General features: G+C 36.6%; 10 protein-coding genes and 4 pseudogenes. 9 read left to right on the forward strand and 5 right to left on the reverse strand.

Annotation, left to right across the window (positions count from 1 at the left end):
* The coding region (locus HRG09_RS23690; protein WP_174103238.1) for a DJ-1/PfpI family protein at positions 1-444 on the reverse strand (444 nt) is incomplete at its 3' end.
* Positions 445-661: 217 nt separating this feature from the next.
* On the reverse strand, positions 662-2,455 hold the full coding sequence (locus tag HRG09_RS23695) for a helix-turn-helix transcriptional regulator (protein WP_174103239.1): 1,794 nt from the start codon (positions 2,453-2,455) through the stop codon (positions 662-664).
* Between the two features lie 290 nt (positions 2,456-2,745).
* Between HRG09_RS23695 and HRG09_RS23700 the strand changes: the two genes are divergently transcribed.
* The 3 genes and pseudogenes from HRG09_RS23700 to HRG09_RS23710 all read left to right on the forward strand — a co-directional run bounded on the left by HRG09_RS23700 (position 2,746) and on the right by HRG09_RS23710 (position 8,596).
* Complete coding sequence (locus HRG09_RS23700; protein WP_174103240.1) at positions 2,746-4,908, forward strand: serine hydrolase domain-containing protein; 2,163 nt, start codon at positions 2,746-2,748, stop codon at positions 4,906-4,908.
* A 640-nt stretch (positions 4,909-5,548) separates the two neighbouring features.
* Positions 5,549-6,880 (forward strand): annotated as a pseudogene (locus tag HRG09_RS23705) (erythromycin esterase family protein).
* Positions 6,881-7,655: 775 nt separating this feature from the next.
* Positions 7,656-8,596 (forward strand): annotated as a pseudogene (locus HRG09_RS23710) (serine hydrolase domain-containing protein).
* Positions 8,597-9,024: 428 nt separating this feature from the next.
* Here HRG09_RS23710 and HRG09_RS23715 read toward each other — a convergent pair.
* Positions 9,025-9,861, reverse strand: coding sequence for an alpha/beta fold hydrolase (locus HRG09_RS23715; protein WP_174103241.1), 837 nt, complete (start codon positions 9,859-9,861; stop codon positions 9,025-9,027).
* Between the two features lie 373 nt (positions 9,862-10,234).
* Here HRG09_RS23715 and tnpB point away from each other — a divergent pair.
* Positions 10,235-11,307, forward strand: a pseudogene (gene tnpB / locus HRG09_RS23720) (IS200/IS605 family element RNA-guided endonuclease TnpB).
* Positions 11,308-12,209: 902 nt separating this feature from the next.
* Here the strand turns inward: tnpB and HRG09_RS23725 are convergent.
* The gene (locus HRG09_RS23725) at positions 12,210-12,917 is read right to left on the reverse strand and encodes an IS6 family transposase (protein WP_174103242.1); all 708 of its coding nucleotides are present in this window, start codon (positions 12,915-12,917) and stop codon (positions 12,210-12,212) included.
* Positions 12,918-13,009: 92 nt separating this feature from the next.
* On the opposite strand from HRG09_RS23725, the pseudogene HRG09_RS23730 reads away from it, so the two are divergent.
* The 3 genes and pseudogenes from HRG09_RS23730 to HRG09_RS23740 form a co-directional block, all read left to right on the forward strand.
* Positions 13,010-13,243, forward strand: a pseudogene (locus HRG09_RS23730) (DDE-type integrase/transposase/recombinase); the annotation flags it as partial.
* Positions 13,244-13,513: 270 nt separating this feature from the next.
* Entirely contained in the window at positions 13,514-14,251 is a 738-nt protein-coding gene (locus tag HRG09_RS23735; protein WP_174103245.1) for a hypothetical protein, read from the forward strand.
* A gap of 62 nt (positions 14,252-14,313) precedes the next feature.
* On the forward strand, positions 14,314-15,498 hold the full coding sequence (locus HRG09_RS23740; RefSeq protein WP_174103246.1) for a hypothetical protein: 1,185 nt from the start codon (positions 14,314-14,316) through the stop codon (positions 15,496-15,498).
* 69 nt (positions 15,499-15,567) lie between these two features.
* Here the strand turns inward: HRG09_RS23740 and HRG09_RS23745 are convergent, their stop codons facing one another.
* On the reverse strand, positions 15,568-15,909 hold the full coding sequence (locus tag HRG09_RS23745) for a hypothetical protein (protein WP_254610163.1): 342 nt from the start codon (positions 15,907-15,909) through the stop codon (positions 15,568-15,570).
* A 293-nt stretch (positions 15,910-16,202) separates the two neighbouring features.
* Between HRG09_RS23745 and HRG09_RS23750 the strand changes: the two genes are divergently transcribed.
* A complete protein-coding gene (locus HRG09_RS23750; RefSeq protein ID WP_174103248.1) occupies positions 16,203-17,237 on the forward strand; it encodes a FecCD family ABC transporter permease in 1,035 nt (344 codons plus the stop codon).
* Positions 17,238-18,254, forward strand: coding sequence for a FecCD family ABC transporter permease (locus tag HRG09_RS23755; protein ID WP_174103250.1), 1,017 nt, complete (start codon positions 17,238-17,240; stop codon positions 18,252-18,254).
* Positions 18,255-18,260 lie beyond the last annotated feature (6 nt).

Genomic DNA, 18,260 nt, shown 5'->3' on the forward strand with positions numbered 1-18,260 from the left:
ATAAAATTTTTCTCCTTTATAATTAGGACAGACCATTTTAATATACTTTAAGTGATTGCTTGTATGCTTTCTAGAATCTAAGTATCCCATATTCGCGAGGCCCTCAGTTGCACCACAAATTGCAGCAACAATAGTGCCAAGCTTTAAAGCTTCGCCAATTTTTTTCAAGATAGGTTGATGAATATCTTCTCCCCAAGTATTTCCTCCAGGTAAGATTAAAAGATCTTTACTCTCAAGAGTACATTCATCTAGGGAAATATCTGGTTGTATGCTCAGTCCTCCCATCGTAGTAATAATTTCTTTATTAGCCCCTACTGTAACTACCTTTAAAGGAGCTAAATCTTTTTTGAAATACCTTCCCGAGTTTAATTCAGCAATTAAATACCCACATTCCCAGTCTGACATTATATTAAATACATAAAGATAAACATTTTTTGTTTGCATCTAATAACACTCCAATCACTGTTGATATAGCCTATTATAGTATAACTCCCCTTACAGATAATGTCAGGGGAGTTATCATACTTGATGAAAATTTATGAATTCCAACAGAACTTCAATAAGTCTTTTCTTCGCAAGATAGGCTCATTGTTTGGCGCAGCAGACGTATATGTATCGAAAGGATCTATAATTTGAGTACTATCGGAAAGTTCTACAGCGTCTATAAGATATTCTCTGTTCTCGCTATTTTGATTGCTTCCTCGCGATTATTGACGCCGAGCTTCGAGTATAGATTCGAACAGTAATTGCGTATTGTTCCCTCTGATAAAAATAGCTTAGAAGCAATTGATTTGTAGCGAAGCCCGTTCGACAAATGCTCCAGAATTTCCATCTCGCGTTTCGTAAGTCCGTACGGGTAGCTTTCCTTACTTGAGCGAATCTTTTCTAGTTGCTCACGTTGACGCTTCATCTCTTCGAAGACTCGCGTAGCGACCGATTGATCGATCCAGGTCCCTCCGTTATAAATAAGTTTCAGAGCTTCCATCATCTCTCGTGGATGAATTGACTTCAGCAAGTAGCCTTCCGCTCCGTGTTCCAATGCAGTTGCTGCTTGCAAGGAATCCTCAAACGTTGTCATGAGCACAATCTTAATATCAGGCCATCGCTGTTTCATCTCAAGTAAAGCCTCAAGTCCGTCCATTCCCGGCATACGAATATCCATTAATACGATATCAGGATGGAACTGCTCACAATGTTTTAATGCTTCGCGCCCATCCTTCGCCTTACCAACTATGGTAAAATCAGCATGCTGATCCAAAACTTGCTCTAAACTGTCGGTAATAAGTGCCTGATCATCAACGATCAACAGGCGGATCGTGTCATGTACAAGTTCTGTCTGCAACGGAATATTACATATGACAAATGTTCCTTGCTCAGCTCCAGAATGAACCGACAATGTGCCGTGATATTGTTCAAGCCGTTCCTTCATCCCATTGAACCCAAATCCGAATTGAATTTCTTTCATTCCGACGCCGTTATCTTCAATCTGTAACCGAAGCTGTTTCCTATCGAAATGTAGTTGAACGGCTATCGCGCTCGCCTTGCCGTGCCGAACCGCGTTTGTTAGAGACTCTTGAAGGCAACGATATAGGCAAAAGTTTATTTTTTGCATGACTAGAGTCTCATTGCCAATCACACGGAATGTAACCGTTGTACCCGTCGACCTCATAAATTCTTCGGTTAATTGTCTCAACGATTCACTTAACGAATAATTTAATGGATTATGAGAGAGCTGATGAAGATGCTTTCGGATATCATCCAGACTGTTTTGGGCAATACCGACAAGAGAATCAATTCTCTCAAACTGCGAATCTGGCACTGACGCTCGCAATGATTCGACACCGACGATAAGAGAAGTAAGAGTATGGCCAATTGTGTCATGCAGCTCATGTGACAGCCGGTTGCGTTCTTCTATCAGCGTAAGCTCCTCAATCCGCTTAATATGTTGCTCCAGCAACAGCTTCTGCTCTTGTATAATTTGGGCTTGCTTATGGTACTGAATTAATATATTAAATGCCATCCCAATGACAAAACCAAGGCTGCAGCTAAAGATAGACTCATATGGGAGATGATTAGCGATCCAGCTGTTCAATGCTGGGAATACGATTCCACAGAGGACACCTGTCCACACATAGTTTTTTTGAATGTTTGCTAAACCAAGAATCATTACGAGTAAAACGAAAGACCAAAGCAATCCCGGCGCTACGTAAGCTAAATAAAGATAATATAGGCCTGATGCCGTGACATCGACTGCAAGATACCAGTCTTCTTTCTTATATCGGACGATTAATGGAACAAAGTAAACGACGATAGCAAGAGAAATTACAATCCAAAGTGACGCATTGATTAATGATGGATGTATAAAATCAGCACTTATAATAACGAACAGCCAAAACGTTCGTACGGATACAAATATCCAATCATACCAAAACCACTTTTTCATTACTGAGAACATAGATTATGCACACCTACTTGTATTTTTTTGAAATCAACTTTCTAATGATTCAAATTTATCATGCGGTATATCTTCCAATTCGTCAATAGATAGTGGAAGGACGGTCAGAGACTGGCTGTAAAGTATGTCATATAAAATAGGTGACAGTTTATCATACGGTTTTTGTGACAGATTTACGCACGATGTCATGAAACATTTAGTCGCTTCGTCACTATGCTATTTAACAATTTCGAAGTTAAGGTGAGGGAGTGAAGCAACAGAAATTTTCAAAATAATAGGAGAGATGTGTTATGAAATCATTCATCATTAAAAAAGGAACTGCACTTGCCTTAACAGCGACTATACTGGCTGGGACACTAGTATTACCTACTAATGGAAATGTAAACGCAGTGTATAAAAAGACGCCCACCCAACAGGCTGTTGATAAGGCTGCTAATACTGAAAATATTCCAGGTGTTATTGTTGCCGTGAAAAATGGAGATGTAAACTGGTCATATGCTTCTGGTGAGGCAAACATCGAGAGAAATCATAAGGTGGATGCTGATTCTGCTTTCAGGATTGGAAGTACAACAAAGACGTTTGTTGCTACAGTTGCATTACAGCTTGCTGGAGAGAAGAAGCTAAGTCTGGATGATACGGTAGAGAAATGGATCCCGGGGTTAGTAAAGGGGAAAGGCTATGATGGCAACAAAATTACAATTCGACAATTATTAAATCATACGAGTGGAATTCCAGACTTCTTGACTCCAGAGTTTAAGAATAAATTACTTGAAAATCCAAGCGAAAATTATACACCTGAAAAGTTAATTGCTCATGCTTTGGAACTAGAGCCAGTATCGGGGTGGGCATACTCGAGTACAAATACGGTTATTGTAGGACTTATTATCCAGAAGGTTACTGGAGAGACATATGCCGAACAGATTAAGAAACGAATTATTGAGCCACTCGGACTTAAAGAAACATTCCTTCCTGGAAGCTCGATGGATATTCCGAAAAAAAATGCTCGTGGCTACTTGAATACGGGAGATAAATTAGTAGATATTACTGTGCTTAACCCGTCATTTGCTAATGCTGGAGGTGAGATGATTTCAACAGGAGAAGACTTGACGACGTTTTTTCGCGCATTATTAGGTGGAAAGCTGTTGACGCCGGAGATGCAAAAGGAAATGATGACGAGTACAGCTGATTCCCCGTTAGGAAAGTATGGGCTTGGCATACATGCAACAAGATTGCCGGACGGTACCGAAGTATGGGGGCATGGTGGTGGAATTCCCGGATTTACTAACTTTGCAGGTGGAACTGAAGATGGTCAACATGTCATCTCGATAAACATCAATGTACTAGGCGCAGAAAAACATATCAAGAATATTTTAGTCTCAGAATTTGCAGGGAAAACCAAAAAGGAAGTTATGGATAAAGAAAAGAAAAGGAACCATCGAGAAGAAGTCAAATACGTAATCGATCAGGTAGTAACCAATAAAAAAATCCCAAGTGTCATAGCAGGCGGATTAAAGGACGGTAAGCGCTGGTCTTATGCTACAGGGACAGCGAGTTACGAGGTACCGCGCGCAGTAGAACCGAACTTTTCATTTCGTATTGGAAGCGTCACGAAGACGTTCACAGCTTCCGTTATACTGCAGTTGGCTGAGGAGAAACAATTAAACCTTGATGATTCGGTTGAAAAATGGTTACCAGGAATCGTACAGGGTAATGGGTATGACGGTAACAAAATTACGATTCGTCAGTTATTGAATCATACAAGCGGGATTGCATCCTATACAGATTTGGATATGCGAGATATTACCTTGCCTCAAAATCCATACCGTTACTATACTGCTGATGAACTTATCAGCCTGGGACTTGCCAAGCCACCTGTATTTTCACCTGGGGAGGGTTGGGACTATTCAAACACCAATACTGTGCTAGCTGGTCAAATTATTCAAAAGGCAACAGGAGATACGTATGCAGAGCAAATCAGAAAACGTTTCATCGAACCACTTGGGCTAAAGGAGACATTCGTAATGGAAGCAAATTCTCATATACCAGGTGAGCACGCTACAGGATATAATATGGACAGATCAGGTCATTTGTATGATTTGACAGAAATAAATCAATCATGGGCAAATGCAGCGGGAAATATGGTTTCATCTGTCAAAGATTTAACTACCTTCTTCAGTGCGCTGTTGGGTGGAAAACTTCTAAATCAAGAGATGATGGACCAGATGCTCACAACAGTAGATTCACCTATTGGTAAAGTCGGACTAGGAATTTATGAAGAAAAGACACCGGATGGGCAATCATATTGGGGGCACGCCGGTGGTACTTTCGGGTTTGAATCAAGAGTTGGTGGCTCTCTAGGAGGGGAGCATATTTTAGTAACTTCCATCAACGCAGTAGGTCCGGAAGTCATGGCGAGTCGGGATAAAATATTCAATAAAGAGTTTGGCCGTTAAGTTTAAAGCCGACATCGCGTCCTTTATTCGAGGGTGGGTGTCGGTTTTCTTGCTGCGATTTCCAGTTCTTTATGTAAGAGAGGCACACGTGCTGCCTGCATTCAGAATAAAACGACATCTAAATAGATAAGAAGCAAGAGCAACATTACGCCGGTGTATTTATAATTCGATTAGGTGAGCTCTACTAGGGGTATGGCAAGGATTTGTTCTTTTCGGGGTACCGTCAGGAAAAGGGGCTTAGCGGTGTAAATCTGCATTTTCCTGACGGTACCCCATCAACTTAAGAGATTTTAATACTTCTAAGTACCAAAAAACGTCATCCTTTCTAATCTAGCTTATTTAGAAAGGATAATGTTTTTTTGGTAATAAAGTTTAACCGTTTTAAAAATGACAAACTTGAGCATTAAACTTGCGAAGTGAATAACCAAATAACCTGTTCCCTTTATTTTTTGATGAAAGGTTATTTGTTTTTCTATATTGGTATGAGTGAATTAAGAATTTCTTAAGAACCTATTAAGAAATAAGTGAGTTTTAGGAACTAGAATAAATGTATCTTAACAGTAAGAAGAAAGTTAATGATTTAAACGGAAGTTCGTAGAGCATGTCAAAAACTAATAAAGAAGTATTTCAGGAGGTTTTTATGAAAAAGAAAATGATTATTGCAATTGTTGCTTCTGCTATAACACTGACTTATTTTGTAGGAAGTACTTATGCAGATTCGAAAACAGAAGTTTCTGTTACAGCTCCCTACAATACAAATCAAATAGCGGAATGGTTAGAAGCGCATGCAAAGCCTTTAAAAACAACTAATCCAACTGCATCTCTTAATGATTTAAAACCACTTAAGAATATGGTAGGATCAGCTTCAATTGTAGGTTTAGGTGAAGCTACGCACGGGGCTCATGAAGTTTTTACAATGAAACACCGCATTGTTAATTATTTAGTATCTGAAAAGGGCTTTATTAACTTAGTTTTAGAAGAGGGATGGGACAGAGCTTTGGAACTTGATCGATATGTTCTTACTGGTAAGGGAAACCCAAGCCAACATTTATCATCTGTATTTAACACGAAAGAAATATTAAATCTATTTAATTGGATTAAAGAATATAACGCTAATCCAAAACATAAATCTAAAGTGCGTGTCATTGGGATGGATATACAATCAGTAAACGAAAATGTTTATAATAATATAATTGAATATGTAAAAAGAAACAATTCAGATCTTGTGCCTAGTTTAGAAGAGAAGATAAAAGGCCTTATTCCTGTAACAAAGGATATGGATACCTTTGGCGGCCTTACGGAAGAAAAGAAAGAAAAGTATATTTCAGATGCTAAACAAATCAGTGCTTTATTAGAACAAAATAAAAGTTATCTAAATGGAAAATCCAAAGAGTTCGCATGGATAAAACAAAATGCCCGTATTATTGAACAGTTTACTACAATGTTAGCGTCACCTCCTGATAAACCATCGGATCTTTTTTTGAAACATGATATCGCAATGTATGAAAATGTGAAGTGGACTGAAGAACATTTAGGAAAAACCATTGTATGGGGACATAATGGACACGTTTCGAAATCAAATATGATTCCTTTTATATATCCTAAAGTAGCTGGGCAACATTTGGCAGAATATTATGGAAAACGGTATGTATCTATCGGAACATCTGTTTATGAAGGACGATATAATGTATATAATAGTAACGGTGAATTTGGCCCATATGGAACATTAAAATCAGATGATCCAAACAGTTATAACTACATCTTTGGATAAGTCAAAAAAGATCAATTTTTTATTGATTTACGTAAGGCAAAAGGATTGACAAAAACTTGGTTAAACGAACAACATCCAATTTTCGCTGGAATAGCTACCGAAGGTCCTGACATACCAAAAACTGTTGATATATCATTAGGCAAATCATTTGATATACTTGTTCAAATTCAAAAAGTGAGTCCATCTCAACTACATCAATAAATTTGTGATAATGTGGCTCATCGAAGTTTAGTATGGATGGTAGTGTTAAGTGTCAATAGAGTTGTTTAAAATGTCATTTATTTCATTACATTAAAGGGGCATTAGATGGAATAAGTGTTTTCAAATTAAAGGGGATGTGGCATAGAAACACATCACCATCAAGCTAAGGGTTTGAAGTACCCCCTAGGTTGAATTTTAACATAGAAACAAATGATTTTAAGTTTTTCGTACAGCACAATGTAATTTGTGTTATATAGCAAGAAGAATAATCACATTAGAAAAGATCCGCAATTTAACCTGTTAAGAGTAAACAGAATCTTCGATATTTAAAGCGTAAAAAAGAAACACCGAAGCGAAAAACATCGGTGTTTCTTTTTTCGTTTTCGGGCACAGATGCTACTTCAACTCTATTATAGAAGCGATTTCGCATGTAAGGAATTTGTAAGGGATAGGTAAGGAAAAAGAGATTTTCATTGTGTAGGATAAAAATATAAGGAGGCGTGAAGGGGGAAACAAGTATGATTTATATATGAAAAATAAATCAGTAACAAGAGTGTTTTAAGGAAAAGAAATACTTTCTATGGTTAACATGCATGTGGAAAAAGAGGGATTTACCGTTTGTTAGGACACAATGGTGTTTGTGAAAATAATGATTAGTAAGATAATTACAAATTCAATTTTGACTTTTTGTCATTGGAAGAGTTGATAGCTGTGTGGTTAGTATGACACAACTATCAACTATCTATACAATTTAAATAGAGAAGAGGAATGCCTTATGAAAACACGTAGTCAAATTACATGTGCAAGTCTAGCATTTTTAATAGCTGGAAGTTCCCTGTTATACATAACACCAACCTCAATTGTAAAAGCAGAACCCACGCAAAATGTATCTAGTTCGTTACAAACAAGTACTCAACGAGATCGTACTTCCGTCAAGAAAGCAATGCGGGATACACTGCAACTTGGATACCCGGGAATACTCGCTAAAATTTCTAAGGGTGGTAAAACTTGGAGTTATGCCGCTGGGATAGCGGATCTGAGAACCAAGAAACCAATGAAACCAGATTTTCGCTTTCGCATTGGCAGTGTGACGAAAACGTTCATTGCAACAGTTCTACTTCAATTATCTGGAGAGAACCGTTTGAATCTAGACGACTCCATTGAAAAATGGTTGCCTGGTGTCATTCAAGGAAACGGATATGATGGTAACCAGATTACTATCCGGAAGAGGTTGAAAATCGGATTATTGAACCGCTTGATTTGTCAAATACATTCCTACCTGGAAATTCAAGCGTGATTCCAGGCACCAAGCATGCCCGTGGCTATTTCCAACTAGACGGAGCAAGTGAGCTAAAAGACGTTACTTATATTAACCCAGGTAGCTCGGATGGAGATATGATTTCTACTGCTGACGACTTAAACAAATTCTTCTCTTACTTACTCAGTGGCAAATTCCTGAAGGAACAGCAACTAAAACAAATGCTTACTACAGTTCCTACAGGAAGAGAAGGAACCGGATATGGTCTGGGAATCTTTGAAACTAAGCTTCCGAACGGTGTCTCGATATGGGGACACAAAGGTAGCGTTCTAGGGTTTACCACTTTTGCTGGTGGCACACTTGGAGGCAAGCATACATTGGCCGTCAATTTGAACAGCCTTAAAGCTGATAGTCCTGATCCATTTAAAAATATTTTACTTGCTGAATTTAGCAAGTAGGCAAAAAAGGAAAACCGGATAAATTTTGTTATAGTTTTTATAGTTAAAAATATACCTTTCTGGTTCAAAAAATCAACTTACTCTAAAAAATAATTTTTTGGGGTAAAGCAAGTTCTTAAGTTGATGGACATAGGGTACCGCCTCATGCCCATCAACCTAAGATTTTGAATTATCCCCAAAACGAAAATTTTATCCTTTCATAGTTGTCCATAGAAGTTCAGTTCATTTTTTTCGTTTTGGGGAAGAATGTATTTCTTAACTTGATAGCGCTGTGGCGATCTCACTAAGAGATCTAAAAAAAACTATGTAAAGAAGGTTTTTCCAAAGATTAAGCATAGCGCTACTCTTTTTGGAAAACCCCTAATCGATAAATTCGTGTTATTATTCTTGATATTGCTGTTGAACTGCCTCCGGTAGTACCTCAAAGATTAGTCTTTTAAAAATGTTAATAATGCTTCATTAAATTCTTTTGCATGAGTTGCGTTTAATCCATGAGGACCACCCTGTATTAGAGCGAGTTTACTACCAGGAATGGAATCATATGTGCGTTTCCCACTTAACTCAAAAGGTACAGTTGCATCAGAGTCACCGTGAATAATAAGAGTAGGTATATTGAACTTTTCCAAGTCATTTCTAAAATCTGTCTTACTAAAGGCAGTAATACAATCGAGCATTCCTTTAGGTGATGCACTAGCTGCAATATCCCGATTATATAAACGGAATGGCTCACTAACTAAATCTGTTCGATTACCAGCCGCGAAAAATCCCTTAGTAAATTCATCAAGAAATGCAAGGCGGTCATTTATCACGCCACTTTTGAATTCTTCAATCGCTGCATCATCTAATGCCCCTTCAGGATGATCCTCTGATTTGTATAAATAAGGAGGAACTGCTCCAGCAAAAACAGCCTTTTCAATACGATCTGTTCCATACGTACTAATGTATCGAGCTACCTCACCTCCACCCATAGAAAAACCAACAAGTGTGACATTCTGAAGATCTAAATGTTCTAATAGTTGATGTAAATCAGAAGTAAAGGTATCATATTCATATCCTTCCCACGGCTGAGATGACTTTCCAAAGCCTCGACGATCATATGTTATGACCCTGTAACCTGCTTCAATAAGAGCTGGTACTTGATATTCCCAAGAGCGCCCACTTAAAGGCCAACCATGTATTAAGACAACGGGTTTTCCTGAACCGTGGTCCTCATAATAGAGTTCAACTGGATCTTGATTTTCATTACCTACAGTAACTTTTGCCATATAAATTTCCTCCCCATGAATTTTAATTATTAAACCTATATTCTTGCCTCTCTGATCAAAAAAACTCTTTACTCTAAAACATTTAAAATATTTTATTTTCACTCCTATTTTTATTTCTGGTTAGACATTTAAGCTAAAAAAAGCATCGCCAAATTGTCGATAATTGTATATACGACTTATAGGGTGTTATTTCCTTTTTCTGAAGTATTAATATTGGAGCTCTAATTTTATCGTTTTCCGACAGAAGACTCCCTCCTCAAAAATGTGAAGGTGTGAAAACACCAATTTTAGATGGGAGATGAATGTCGGTAGGCGTAAGCCTACTTTTTTTAGTATACTGTAGGTATCCTACGAAAAAAGTGAGGTGCAACCCATGGTAGTAAATCAGGCATATAAATTTCGTATCTATCCAAATAAGGTACAAGAAATATTAATTGCTAAAATCATTGGGTGCAGTCGCTTTGTATTTAACCATTTTCTTGCTCTGCCGAGCTTACTCAATTAAAAAAGCAACAGGATACACTTTGGTTAAAAGAAGTAGATAGTATTGCTCTTCAATCCACATTAAAAAACCTCGCAGATGCTTTTTCGCGTTTCTTCAAGAAACAAAATGATATTCCACGATTCAAATCTAAAAACAATAAGGTTCAATCCTACACAACCAAGCAAACGAACGGCAATATTGCGATTGTAGGTAACAAAATGAAATTACCGAAACTTGGTTTTGTTCGCTTTGCCAAAAGTCGTGAGGTAGAAGGTCGTATTCTAAATGCAACGATTCGACGTAACTCAAGTGGTACATACTTTGTATCTATTCTTGTCGAAACAGAGATACAAGAAATGCTTAAAACGGAATCCACTTGTGGAATGGACGTTGGGTTAAAAGATTTTGCTATTCTTTCTGATGGAACAACATACAAGAACCCTAAATTCTTCCGTATATTAGAAGAAAAGTTAGCAAAAGCACAGCGTATCCTTTCAAGAAGAACGAAAGGTTCTTCGAACTGGAACAAGCAGCGTATGAAAGTTGCAAGAATCCATGAACATATTGCCAATGCGAGAGCTGATTACTTACATAAACTCTCTACTGAAATCATCAAAAACCACGATGTCATCGGTATAGAAGACTTACAAGTCAGTAACCTCCTCAAAAATGGAAAGCTTGCAAAAGCAATTAGTGAAGTATCTTGGTCACAATTTCGAACGATGTTGGAATATAAAGAAAAATGGTATGGCAAACAAGTTGTTGTGGTATCTAAAACATTTGCTTCCAGTCAGTTATGTTCAAATTGTGGATACAAAAACAAAGATGTTAAAAATCTAATAATTCGTGAGTGGGATTGCCCTTCTTGTGGCACACATCACGATAGAGATAGGAATGCAGCGATCAACCTGAGAAACGAGGCAATTCGTCTCTTAACCGTAGGAACTACGGGGATAGCCTAATCCATTAGAGTTCGATAGAACTCTGTACTTAGGAATCTCCCACTTCAAACAGTCCGTAAGGACGTTAAGTGGTGAGTAGTTCAATAAAAACATAATTATTAAAATTATTGACAATATCCATTATTAAGTTGGTTATTAGCCTTTCGAAAAACATTAAGATAATAAAGGGGGGATCTCCATCATTTTGGATATTAAAGTGAGTATTAATGATATATGCTTTCCAATTGTTCATTTGAAATAGGTCAGAAGGAGAAAAAAGCTATAGTTGAGGCAGATTATTGTGTTTTTTACCAGAGAACCATATTGAATTAGGTATTGCTATTGGAAATAGCAGAAAAGATTCACCATTATTCAATCAGAGAAGTAGATAACTTGGCAACAAAACTATTTTTTGCCACTTACCTGAAATTGAAAAGTGCTTTTAAGTTTATAGGCGCTTTTACCATTAGTACTGATATGTGATTACCTACTATGTTTTTTGAATTTTCCTAAGTAAACCTAGAAGTTGTTTTTTCCTTGTAAGTCAAGTTAGAAAATTGTGATGCTTGAAATTGTTCTTGTTTCGAAACAACTTCATAAAAAAACTCTCTTCCTTCCTCAGTCAATGAAAGGTATTTTGTTTTCCAGTCCTGTTCCCGATTAATCAATCCCAACTCTTCCATTTTACTTAACAGTTGAATAATATTTCCTTTCGTAACAAATGGGGTATTGGTTGTACTTGCTTTGCTTTCTAAGTCAGAACCACCGGTCTAATGCCGGTGGTTTTCTTTCTACAATAAGGGTTTTGGGCCGAGGATGGACCCAAATAGTAATGGTATTAAGATCATAATGGTAATATGGGTTCTGGTGCAAAAACCATTTGATAGAGACATAGAAACCTACATAGACTGTTCAATGACAGATTATGATGCAATTCCAAACAATTTATGTATGAATCTAACTTCATTTTGGGCAGACTTCACCTGTGGGTGAAGTTGTCCTTTTTTCATCATATGCATGGTTTCAACGCCACTCAATATAGAAGTGGCTGTTTCATATGACTTGAATCCTAACATAGAACGCACACGTTTCTTAATGAAACGGTGATCCTGTTCCACTATATTATTGAGATATTTAACTTGCCTTATTTGTATGCCTTCAGGCATACGTTTCTCTTCTTTTAACTCTTGAATCGCTACTGGATAGGCTGGGTTCTTGTCTACTGTTATAACGCGAGGTTTACAAATATGAGAAGCAGCCAAGGCTTTCTTAAAAAAGCGCTTGGCTGCTTGTTTATCTCTTGATTCACTTAGATAAAAATCAATGGTATTTCCTTCTGAATCGACTGCGCGATATAAATACATCCATTGACCTTTTACTTTCACATATGTTTCATCGACTCTCCAGGAATCATTTGTTGTCTTAAGATGACGTCGTACTCTTTCGTCTAATTCAGGTCCATATTGATGCACCCAACGCATAATGGTGGTGTGAGCAATAGACAAACCCCGTTCCTCCATCATTTCCACCAAATCACGAAAACTTAGGTTGTACCGTAGGTACCATCTTACTGTTAATAAGATAATATCAGGCTGATAGTGCTTCCATTTGAACAAATTTTCCTTTTCCATACCGATAACGCACCCTTTCTAGAGTAATAGTATCAGTATGTCCCGGTTTAGGAGATTACTTGAAAGAACTTTAGCATTTTTGCACCAGAACCGGCATCCAATTAAGGCAAGTGAAATATCTCAATAACATAGTGGAACAAGATCATCGGTTTATTAAAAAGCGAGTTCGCTCGATGTTAGGATTGAAATCCTTTAGCACAGCTACATCCATTATTTCTGGAATCGAAGCGATGCATATGGTAAAAAAAGGGTAACTTGTTTTACTGGACAAGTCTGTCCAAAATCAAGTGAAGTTCATCCATCAACTATTTGGAATTGCTGCTTAAGACTAGATTCCACTAGGAAACTTTTCGCCTCTTTATATCTTTCCTAAGTATTTGCACTAGAACCATATTTTGATAATTGCTTTGGTAAAAATATTCACTGCTGATTGCCCTATATACATTGCCAAAGGTTGTCTTGAGAAATAATTTTCTTCCAAAAAACACATTTACACATACATTATTTGTAAGATATGATAAGGAAGTTGTTCCAAATAAATGAACTGTTAGTAAAATATGTATTTTTATTAATAGTTTCAAAAAGGGGGATGTAATATGAAAAAATTACATGCATTAGCATTAACAATGGGTTTAATGACTTCAGCTGTAGTTGTACCTACTGCTACTTTTGCAGAAAGTGATGATTTACCTTATTTGAATGAAATTAAGAAAATGCAACCGGATTTGAGTACATCGGAATTAATATCAAGTATTAATGAAATGGCAAAGAATACAGGAAATACGAAAGAGGCAATTACTAAACAAATTTATAAAGAACTCAAAGCGGATGAAGCTCAAGGTAAAAAAGAAGCAAATAAAAAAATAAACACGTTAGGCGGTAGTGGTGGTACAGTATCTGTAGGTAATAGCAATATGGGCGATTTCTTTTATACTGGTTCATATACTGCATATTTAAATCATGGACATGTTGGTATGTACTATAATTCAAATACAATTGTAGAATCAGTTCCAGGTGATGGAGTACGTACACTTAGTACCACAGCTCGTAAAGTCGATAAAGGCGACGCTGTTGTCAAATCTGTAAATACTACTCGGCAAAACAAAAATGATGCTGCATGGTGGGCGAAAAGCCGTGTAGGTAAAGACGGATATTCTTATAATTTCGCCACGAATAGAGCTACTGGTCATTATGGAGCTAAAAATTGTTCAAAACTTATCTGGTCAGCTTACAAGCTTAATGGTGGTTTAGATTTAGACAAAGATGGTGGCGCTGGCGTATATCCACGAGATGTTCGTGATGCGAAACAGACATCAGTAGTTCGAAATATCTAATAGAAAGAAGTGCAACGAATACATTTGTTGCACTTCTTCTTGTAAGAAAGGAATATATCATAATGAAAAAACTACTATTTGTTATTTTAGGGATAATTGTGATTACAGTATTAGCTTATTTTTTCTTTTTCAGTAACTCAAATGTGAATTTGATATCTGAGGAAGATGTTCAAAAAAAAGATTTTTTGAAGGATAAACAAGCTGTGATATACCTTTCTTCTACAGCTGATCAAGACATGGATGGTAAGGGTATTAGTTATGCAGTGTTTATTAATAAGAATGGGGAAGCAAGTGGTTATAAAATGAATGGTTTAGAGCTTGGTGGTATAGGAGTATCAGAAAATAAAAAAGAACTTTTATTAGAAAGTAAGGATAAGCTTAAAATTGTAGGAGAGAACTTTAAAGAGTTTAAGATGAAATACCAACATACAGGAGATTACAGAGCATATTTAAAAAACAGCGACTTGTTTGTAAACATCTATAATTCTGGTAGTAATCCTGATACCGGAGGATATGATTCAAATGTTGTATATGGTAATAAAAAAGGTATTCATAAAGGAAATATCCCACATTATCTTATGAGCTCTGGAGTGGATGAAGAAACTATTTTAGTCATGACTCAAGATATAGACAAAAAAGAATATAGTCTAAAAAAGGTAACATTTAATGATTTAAAGATGAAGCTTGAAGATGTTACAGAAATTAGTTTAGATAAAAATATGTCATATTCTAGTTATTCTTCTATTTTAAGTGATGAAAATTTTTATTATACGGTTTTAATTGAAAATGATAATACGATTAAAGGAAAAGTTTATTTGTTACGTATCGATAAAACGACATTAAAACAAGAATTAATTTTGTTGTCTTCCGAAGAGGATACCACAGCTTCAATACCTTTTACAAAAAATAATTCCGCATATCTACATAACAATGAATTATATTTTATAAATGGATTAGGTAACGTTATTACGTTTAATACACAGACAAATACAGTAAATACTAAGTTTAAGATTGACTATCATGTAACAGATGGTGTTAGATACAATGAGCAAACTTTCTTCAAGGACGATCAATTACATGTCTTACGGTATGATAAAAATCGAAAAAGTAAATATTATATAGAAATTTACTCTTTAAAAAATGGGAAGAAGATTAAAGAAAGTGAAGTTATAGGTATGGAAGAAATTATTAACTCTGTGCGGGGAGGAAAATCAATTCATGCTTATGACTTTAAAGTGTTAGGGTGAACCTCTCCGCCTAAATCATAGATTTTGATGGAGCATCCTTTATCATAAATACGGTTAACTCGAGCATTTTCACACCGCTGGTGTGACCGCCTGAAGAAAACTAATGAATGTAGATAAGGATTGCTGTGTTCTGGCTGAAATTTGAGGAACTTTTTCCTCAAATTTCAAATTTTTCTTTTCAGAAAAAGCTTTAAGATACTCACGTAAGAAATAACATGTGCCAATGTTGTAGGTTGCATTTAAATCAGCATGATAGACCTTGCCATTTTGGAATGTAGCGAGGTCTTTTTTGTGATTACGTACAACTTCACCTGAGCCATCGAAAGCTAGGTTACTAGTGTTTGCAGCATTCACTCGATGAATACGAATTCCTTGATAGTGCTTCCATTTGAACAAATTTTCTTTTTCCATACCAATCACGCACCCTTTCTAGAGTAATAGTATCAGTATGTCCAAGTTTTATAGATTTATTATAATTATCCTGAAGTTTTTGCATCAGAACCAATGAGTATTATGCACTCATAACTTTGTTATTTACAGTGTTTTGAAAGTAAACTAATATGTAAAAGTAAAAAAATAGTTTGCTATTTAAAAAAAGTGGGGATATAATATCTAAATAAAAATGATAATTGTTATCAATAATGATTATAAATTAAAAAATTATTATAAAAAACAACAAATGAATATAAAGGATGCAATGAAATATGTTACATAATTCCACAGTATATGCGGATAAAAATCGCTGCATGCAAGCTAAGTTCATATGTTTTATGAGCTTAACAATTTTATGTCTAATCGTGTCTATATTTATAGCGATTGCATTTGGTGCAAAGGATATTCATTTGCAAACTGTATGGGCAGCGTTTTTTGATTACAATCCAAAATTAACACAGCATCAAATTATTTATGAATTAAGACTTCCGCGAGTAATTGGTGCAGCAGTTATAGGTGCTGCTTTTGCAGTGGCGGGAGCTGTTATGCAGGGAGTAACAAGAAATCCTTTAGCTGATGCAGGCGTGCTCGGAATAAATGCTGGGGCAATGTTTGTCGTGGCGCTTAGCTTTGCCTTTTTCCCGCATATGCCGTATTCGTATTTAATGATTGTTTCTTTCATAGGAGCAGTTTTAAGTACAATACTAATTTTTATTATTGGATCGACAACATCAGGCGGATTAACACCGATGCGATTAACGATTGCCGGAGCTGTTATGGCAGCGTTTTTACACTCGCTTAGCTCAGGTATAGCAATTTATTATGATTTAAGCCAAGATTTAGCGTTTTGGTACGCTGGTGGTGTTGCAGGGGTGAAGTGGGACCACTTGAAGTTTTTAGTGCCTATTATTTTCGTAACAATTATGGTTGCAATAGCATTAGGACGATCTATCTCACTTATATCGATGGGGGATGATGTTGCTACAAATTTAGGAGTGAAGACGATTCGAACGAGAATATTTGGAATGGTTACAGTAGTCATTCTTGCAGGTGTTTCGGTTTCGGCTGTTGGTTCAATTGGATTTGTAGGGCTTGTCATTCCACATATCGCTAGAAAATTAGTAGGTGTGAATTATAGGTTTATTATTCCTATGTCAGCATTATTAGGAGCTATATTATTAGTTTTAGCTGATTTAGGAGCAAGAACAGTAAATCCTCCAAAAGAACTTGCGGTCGGAATTATGGTAGCGCTTATTGGTGTTCCGTTTTTCCTCTATATAGCAAGTAAAGCTGGGAGGGAGTTATAAGTGAAAGATATCTTTAACACCGATAAGAAGAGAGCTACTATGATAACTACAATTTTCGGATGTATAAGTGTAGCGGTTATTTTAATTAGTTTAAATACAGGTACGCTTCGAATTGCGCCACTAAAAGTGATTCAAACGCTTTTGGGTTACGGTGATTTTGAAAGTGTAACAGTATTATACGATTATCGTATGCCAAGAATTATTATCACAATGTTAGCGGGTATTGGACTTGGCGTTTCTGGTGCAATATTACAAGGGTTATCTCGTAATTCACTCGCAGATCCTGGTATTCTCGGATTGCACTCGGGGGCGTCTTTTGGGCTCATTAGTTTTGTTACACTCTTTCATTCTATTAATGAAAAGGCATCGATTTTAATACCGCTATTTACGTTTGGTGGGGGAGTGCTTGCTGCGCTGCTTATTATTTTACTTGCAAATGACCGTACGAAGGGGTTGTTACCGATTCGATTAATTCTCGTTGGTATTGCAGTTTCAGCTGGTTTTAGTGCGATTTCATTATTTTTCTCTCTAAAACTAAATGACGAGACTTATACGTTTGCTTCCAGATGGTTAGTAGGTAACGTATGGGGAAGAGATTGGATTCACGTGATAGCTTTATTACCTTGGATTATTATACTTGCCCCATATGCGTGGCTAAAATCAAAAACGTTAAATGCTTTATCACTAGGTGATAGTGTAGCAGCAGGACTTGGCGTATCTGTACAAAAAGAGCGCTTTTTACTTTTAGCTACAGCGGTTGGATTATCTTGCGCCAGTGTATCGATGGCAGGAGGAATTGGCTTTATCGGTCTAATATCTCCACATATTGCAAGAAAATTAGTAGGCTCAACGTACGAGTATTCTTTACCGTTAACCGGTATTATTGGGATGATTATTTTAGTACTAGCCGATACAATTGGTCGCTCTTTATTTGAGCCAAACTCAATCCCAGCTGGAGTCGTAGTAGCGGCTTTAGGAGCACCTTATTTTCTTTATTTACTTATAAATACAAAATAAATACTT

The organism is Bacillus sp. Xin1 (genome assembly GCF_013314535.1).
In the GTDB taxonomy this organism is placed as follows: domain Bacteria; phylum Bacillota; class Bacilli; order Bacillales; family Bacillaceae_G; genus Bacillus_A.

What these genes read in the sequence shown, in the direction of transcription:
- HRG09_RS23725 (WP_174103242.1), bottom strand. Translation starts at nt 12,917, where the DNA reads ATGGAAAAGGAAAATTTGTTCAAATGGAAGCACTATCAGCCTGATATT.
- HRG09_RS23715 (WP_174103241.1), bottom strand. Translation starts at nt 9,861, where the DNA reads ATGGCAAAAGTTACTGTAGGTAATGAAAATCAAGATCCAGTTGAACTC.
- HRG09_RS23695 (WP_174103239.1), bottom strand. Translation starts at nt 2,455, where the DNA reads ATGTTCTCAGTAATGAAAAAGTGGTTTTGGTATGATTGGATATTTGTA.
- HRG09_RS23740 (WP_174103246.1), top strand. Translation starts at nt 14,314, where the DNA reads ATGAAAAAACTACTATTTGTTATTTTAGGGATAATTGTGATTACAGTA.
- HRG09_RS23700 (WP_174103240.1), top strand. Translation starts at nt 2,746, where the DNA reads ATGAAATCATTCATCATTAAAAAAGGAACTGCACTTGCCTTAACAGCG.
- HRG09_RS23735 (WP_174103245.1), top strand. Translation starts at nt 13,514, where the DNA reads ATGAAAAAATTACATGCATTAGCATTAACAATGGGTTTAATGACTTCA.
- HRG09_RS23750 (WP_174103248.1), top strand. Translation starts at nt 16,203, where the DNA reads ATGTTACATAATTCCACAGTATATGCGGATAAAAATCGCTGCATGCAA.
- HRG09_RS23745 (WP_254610163.1), bottom strand. Translation starts at nt 15,909, where the DNA reads ATGGAAAAAGAAAATTTGTTCAAATGGAAGCACTATCAAGGAATTCGT.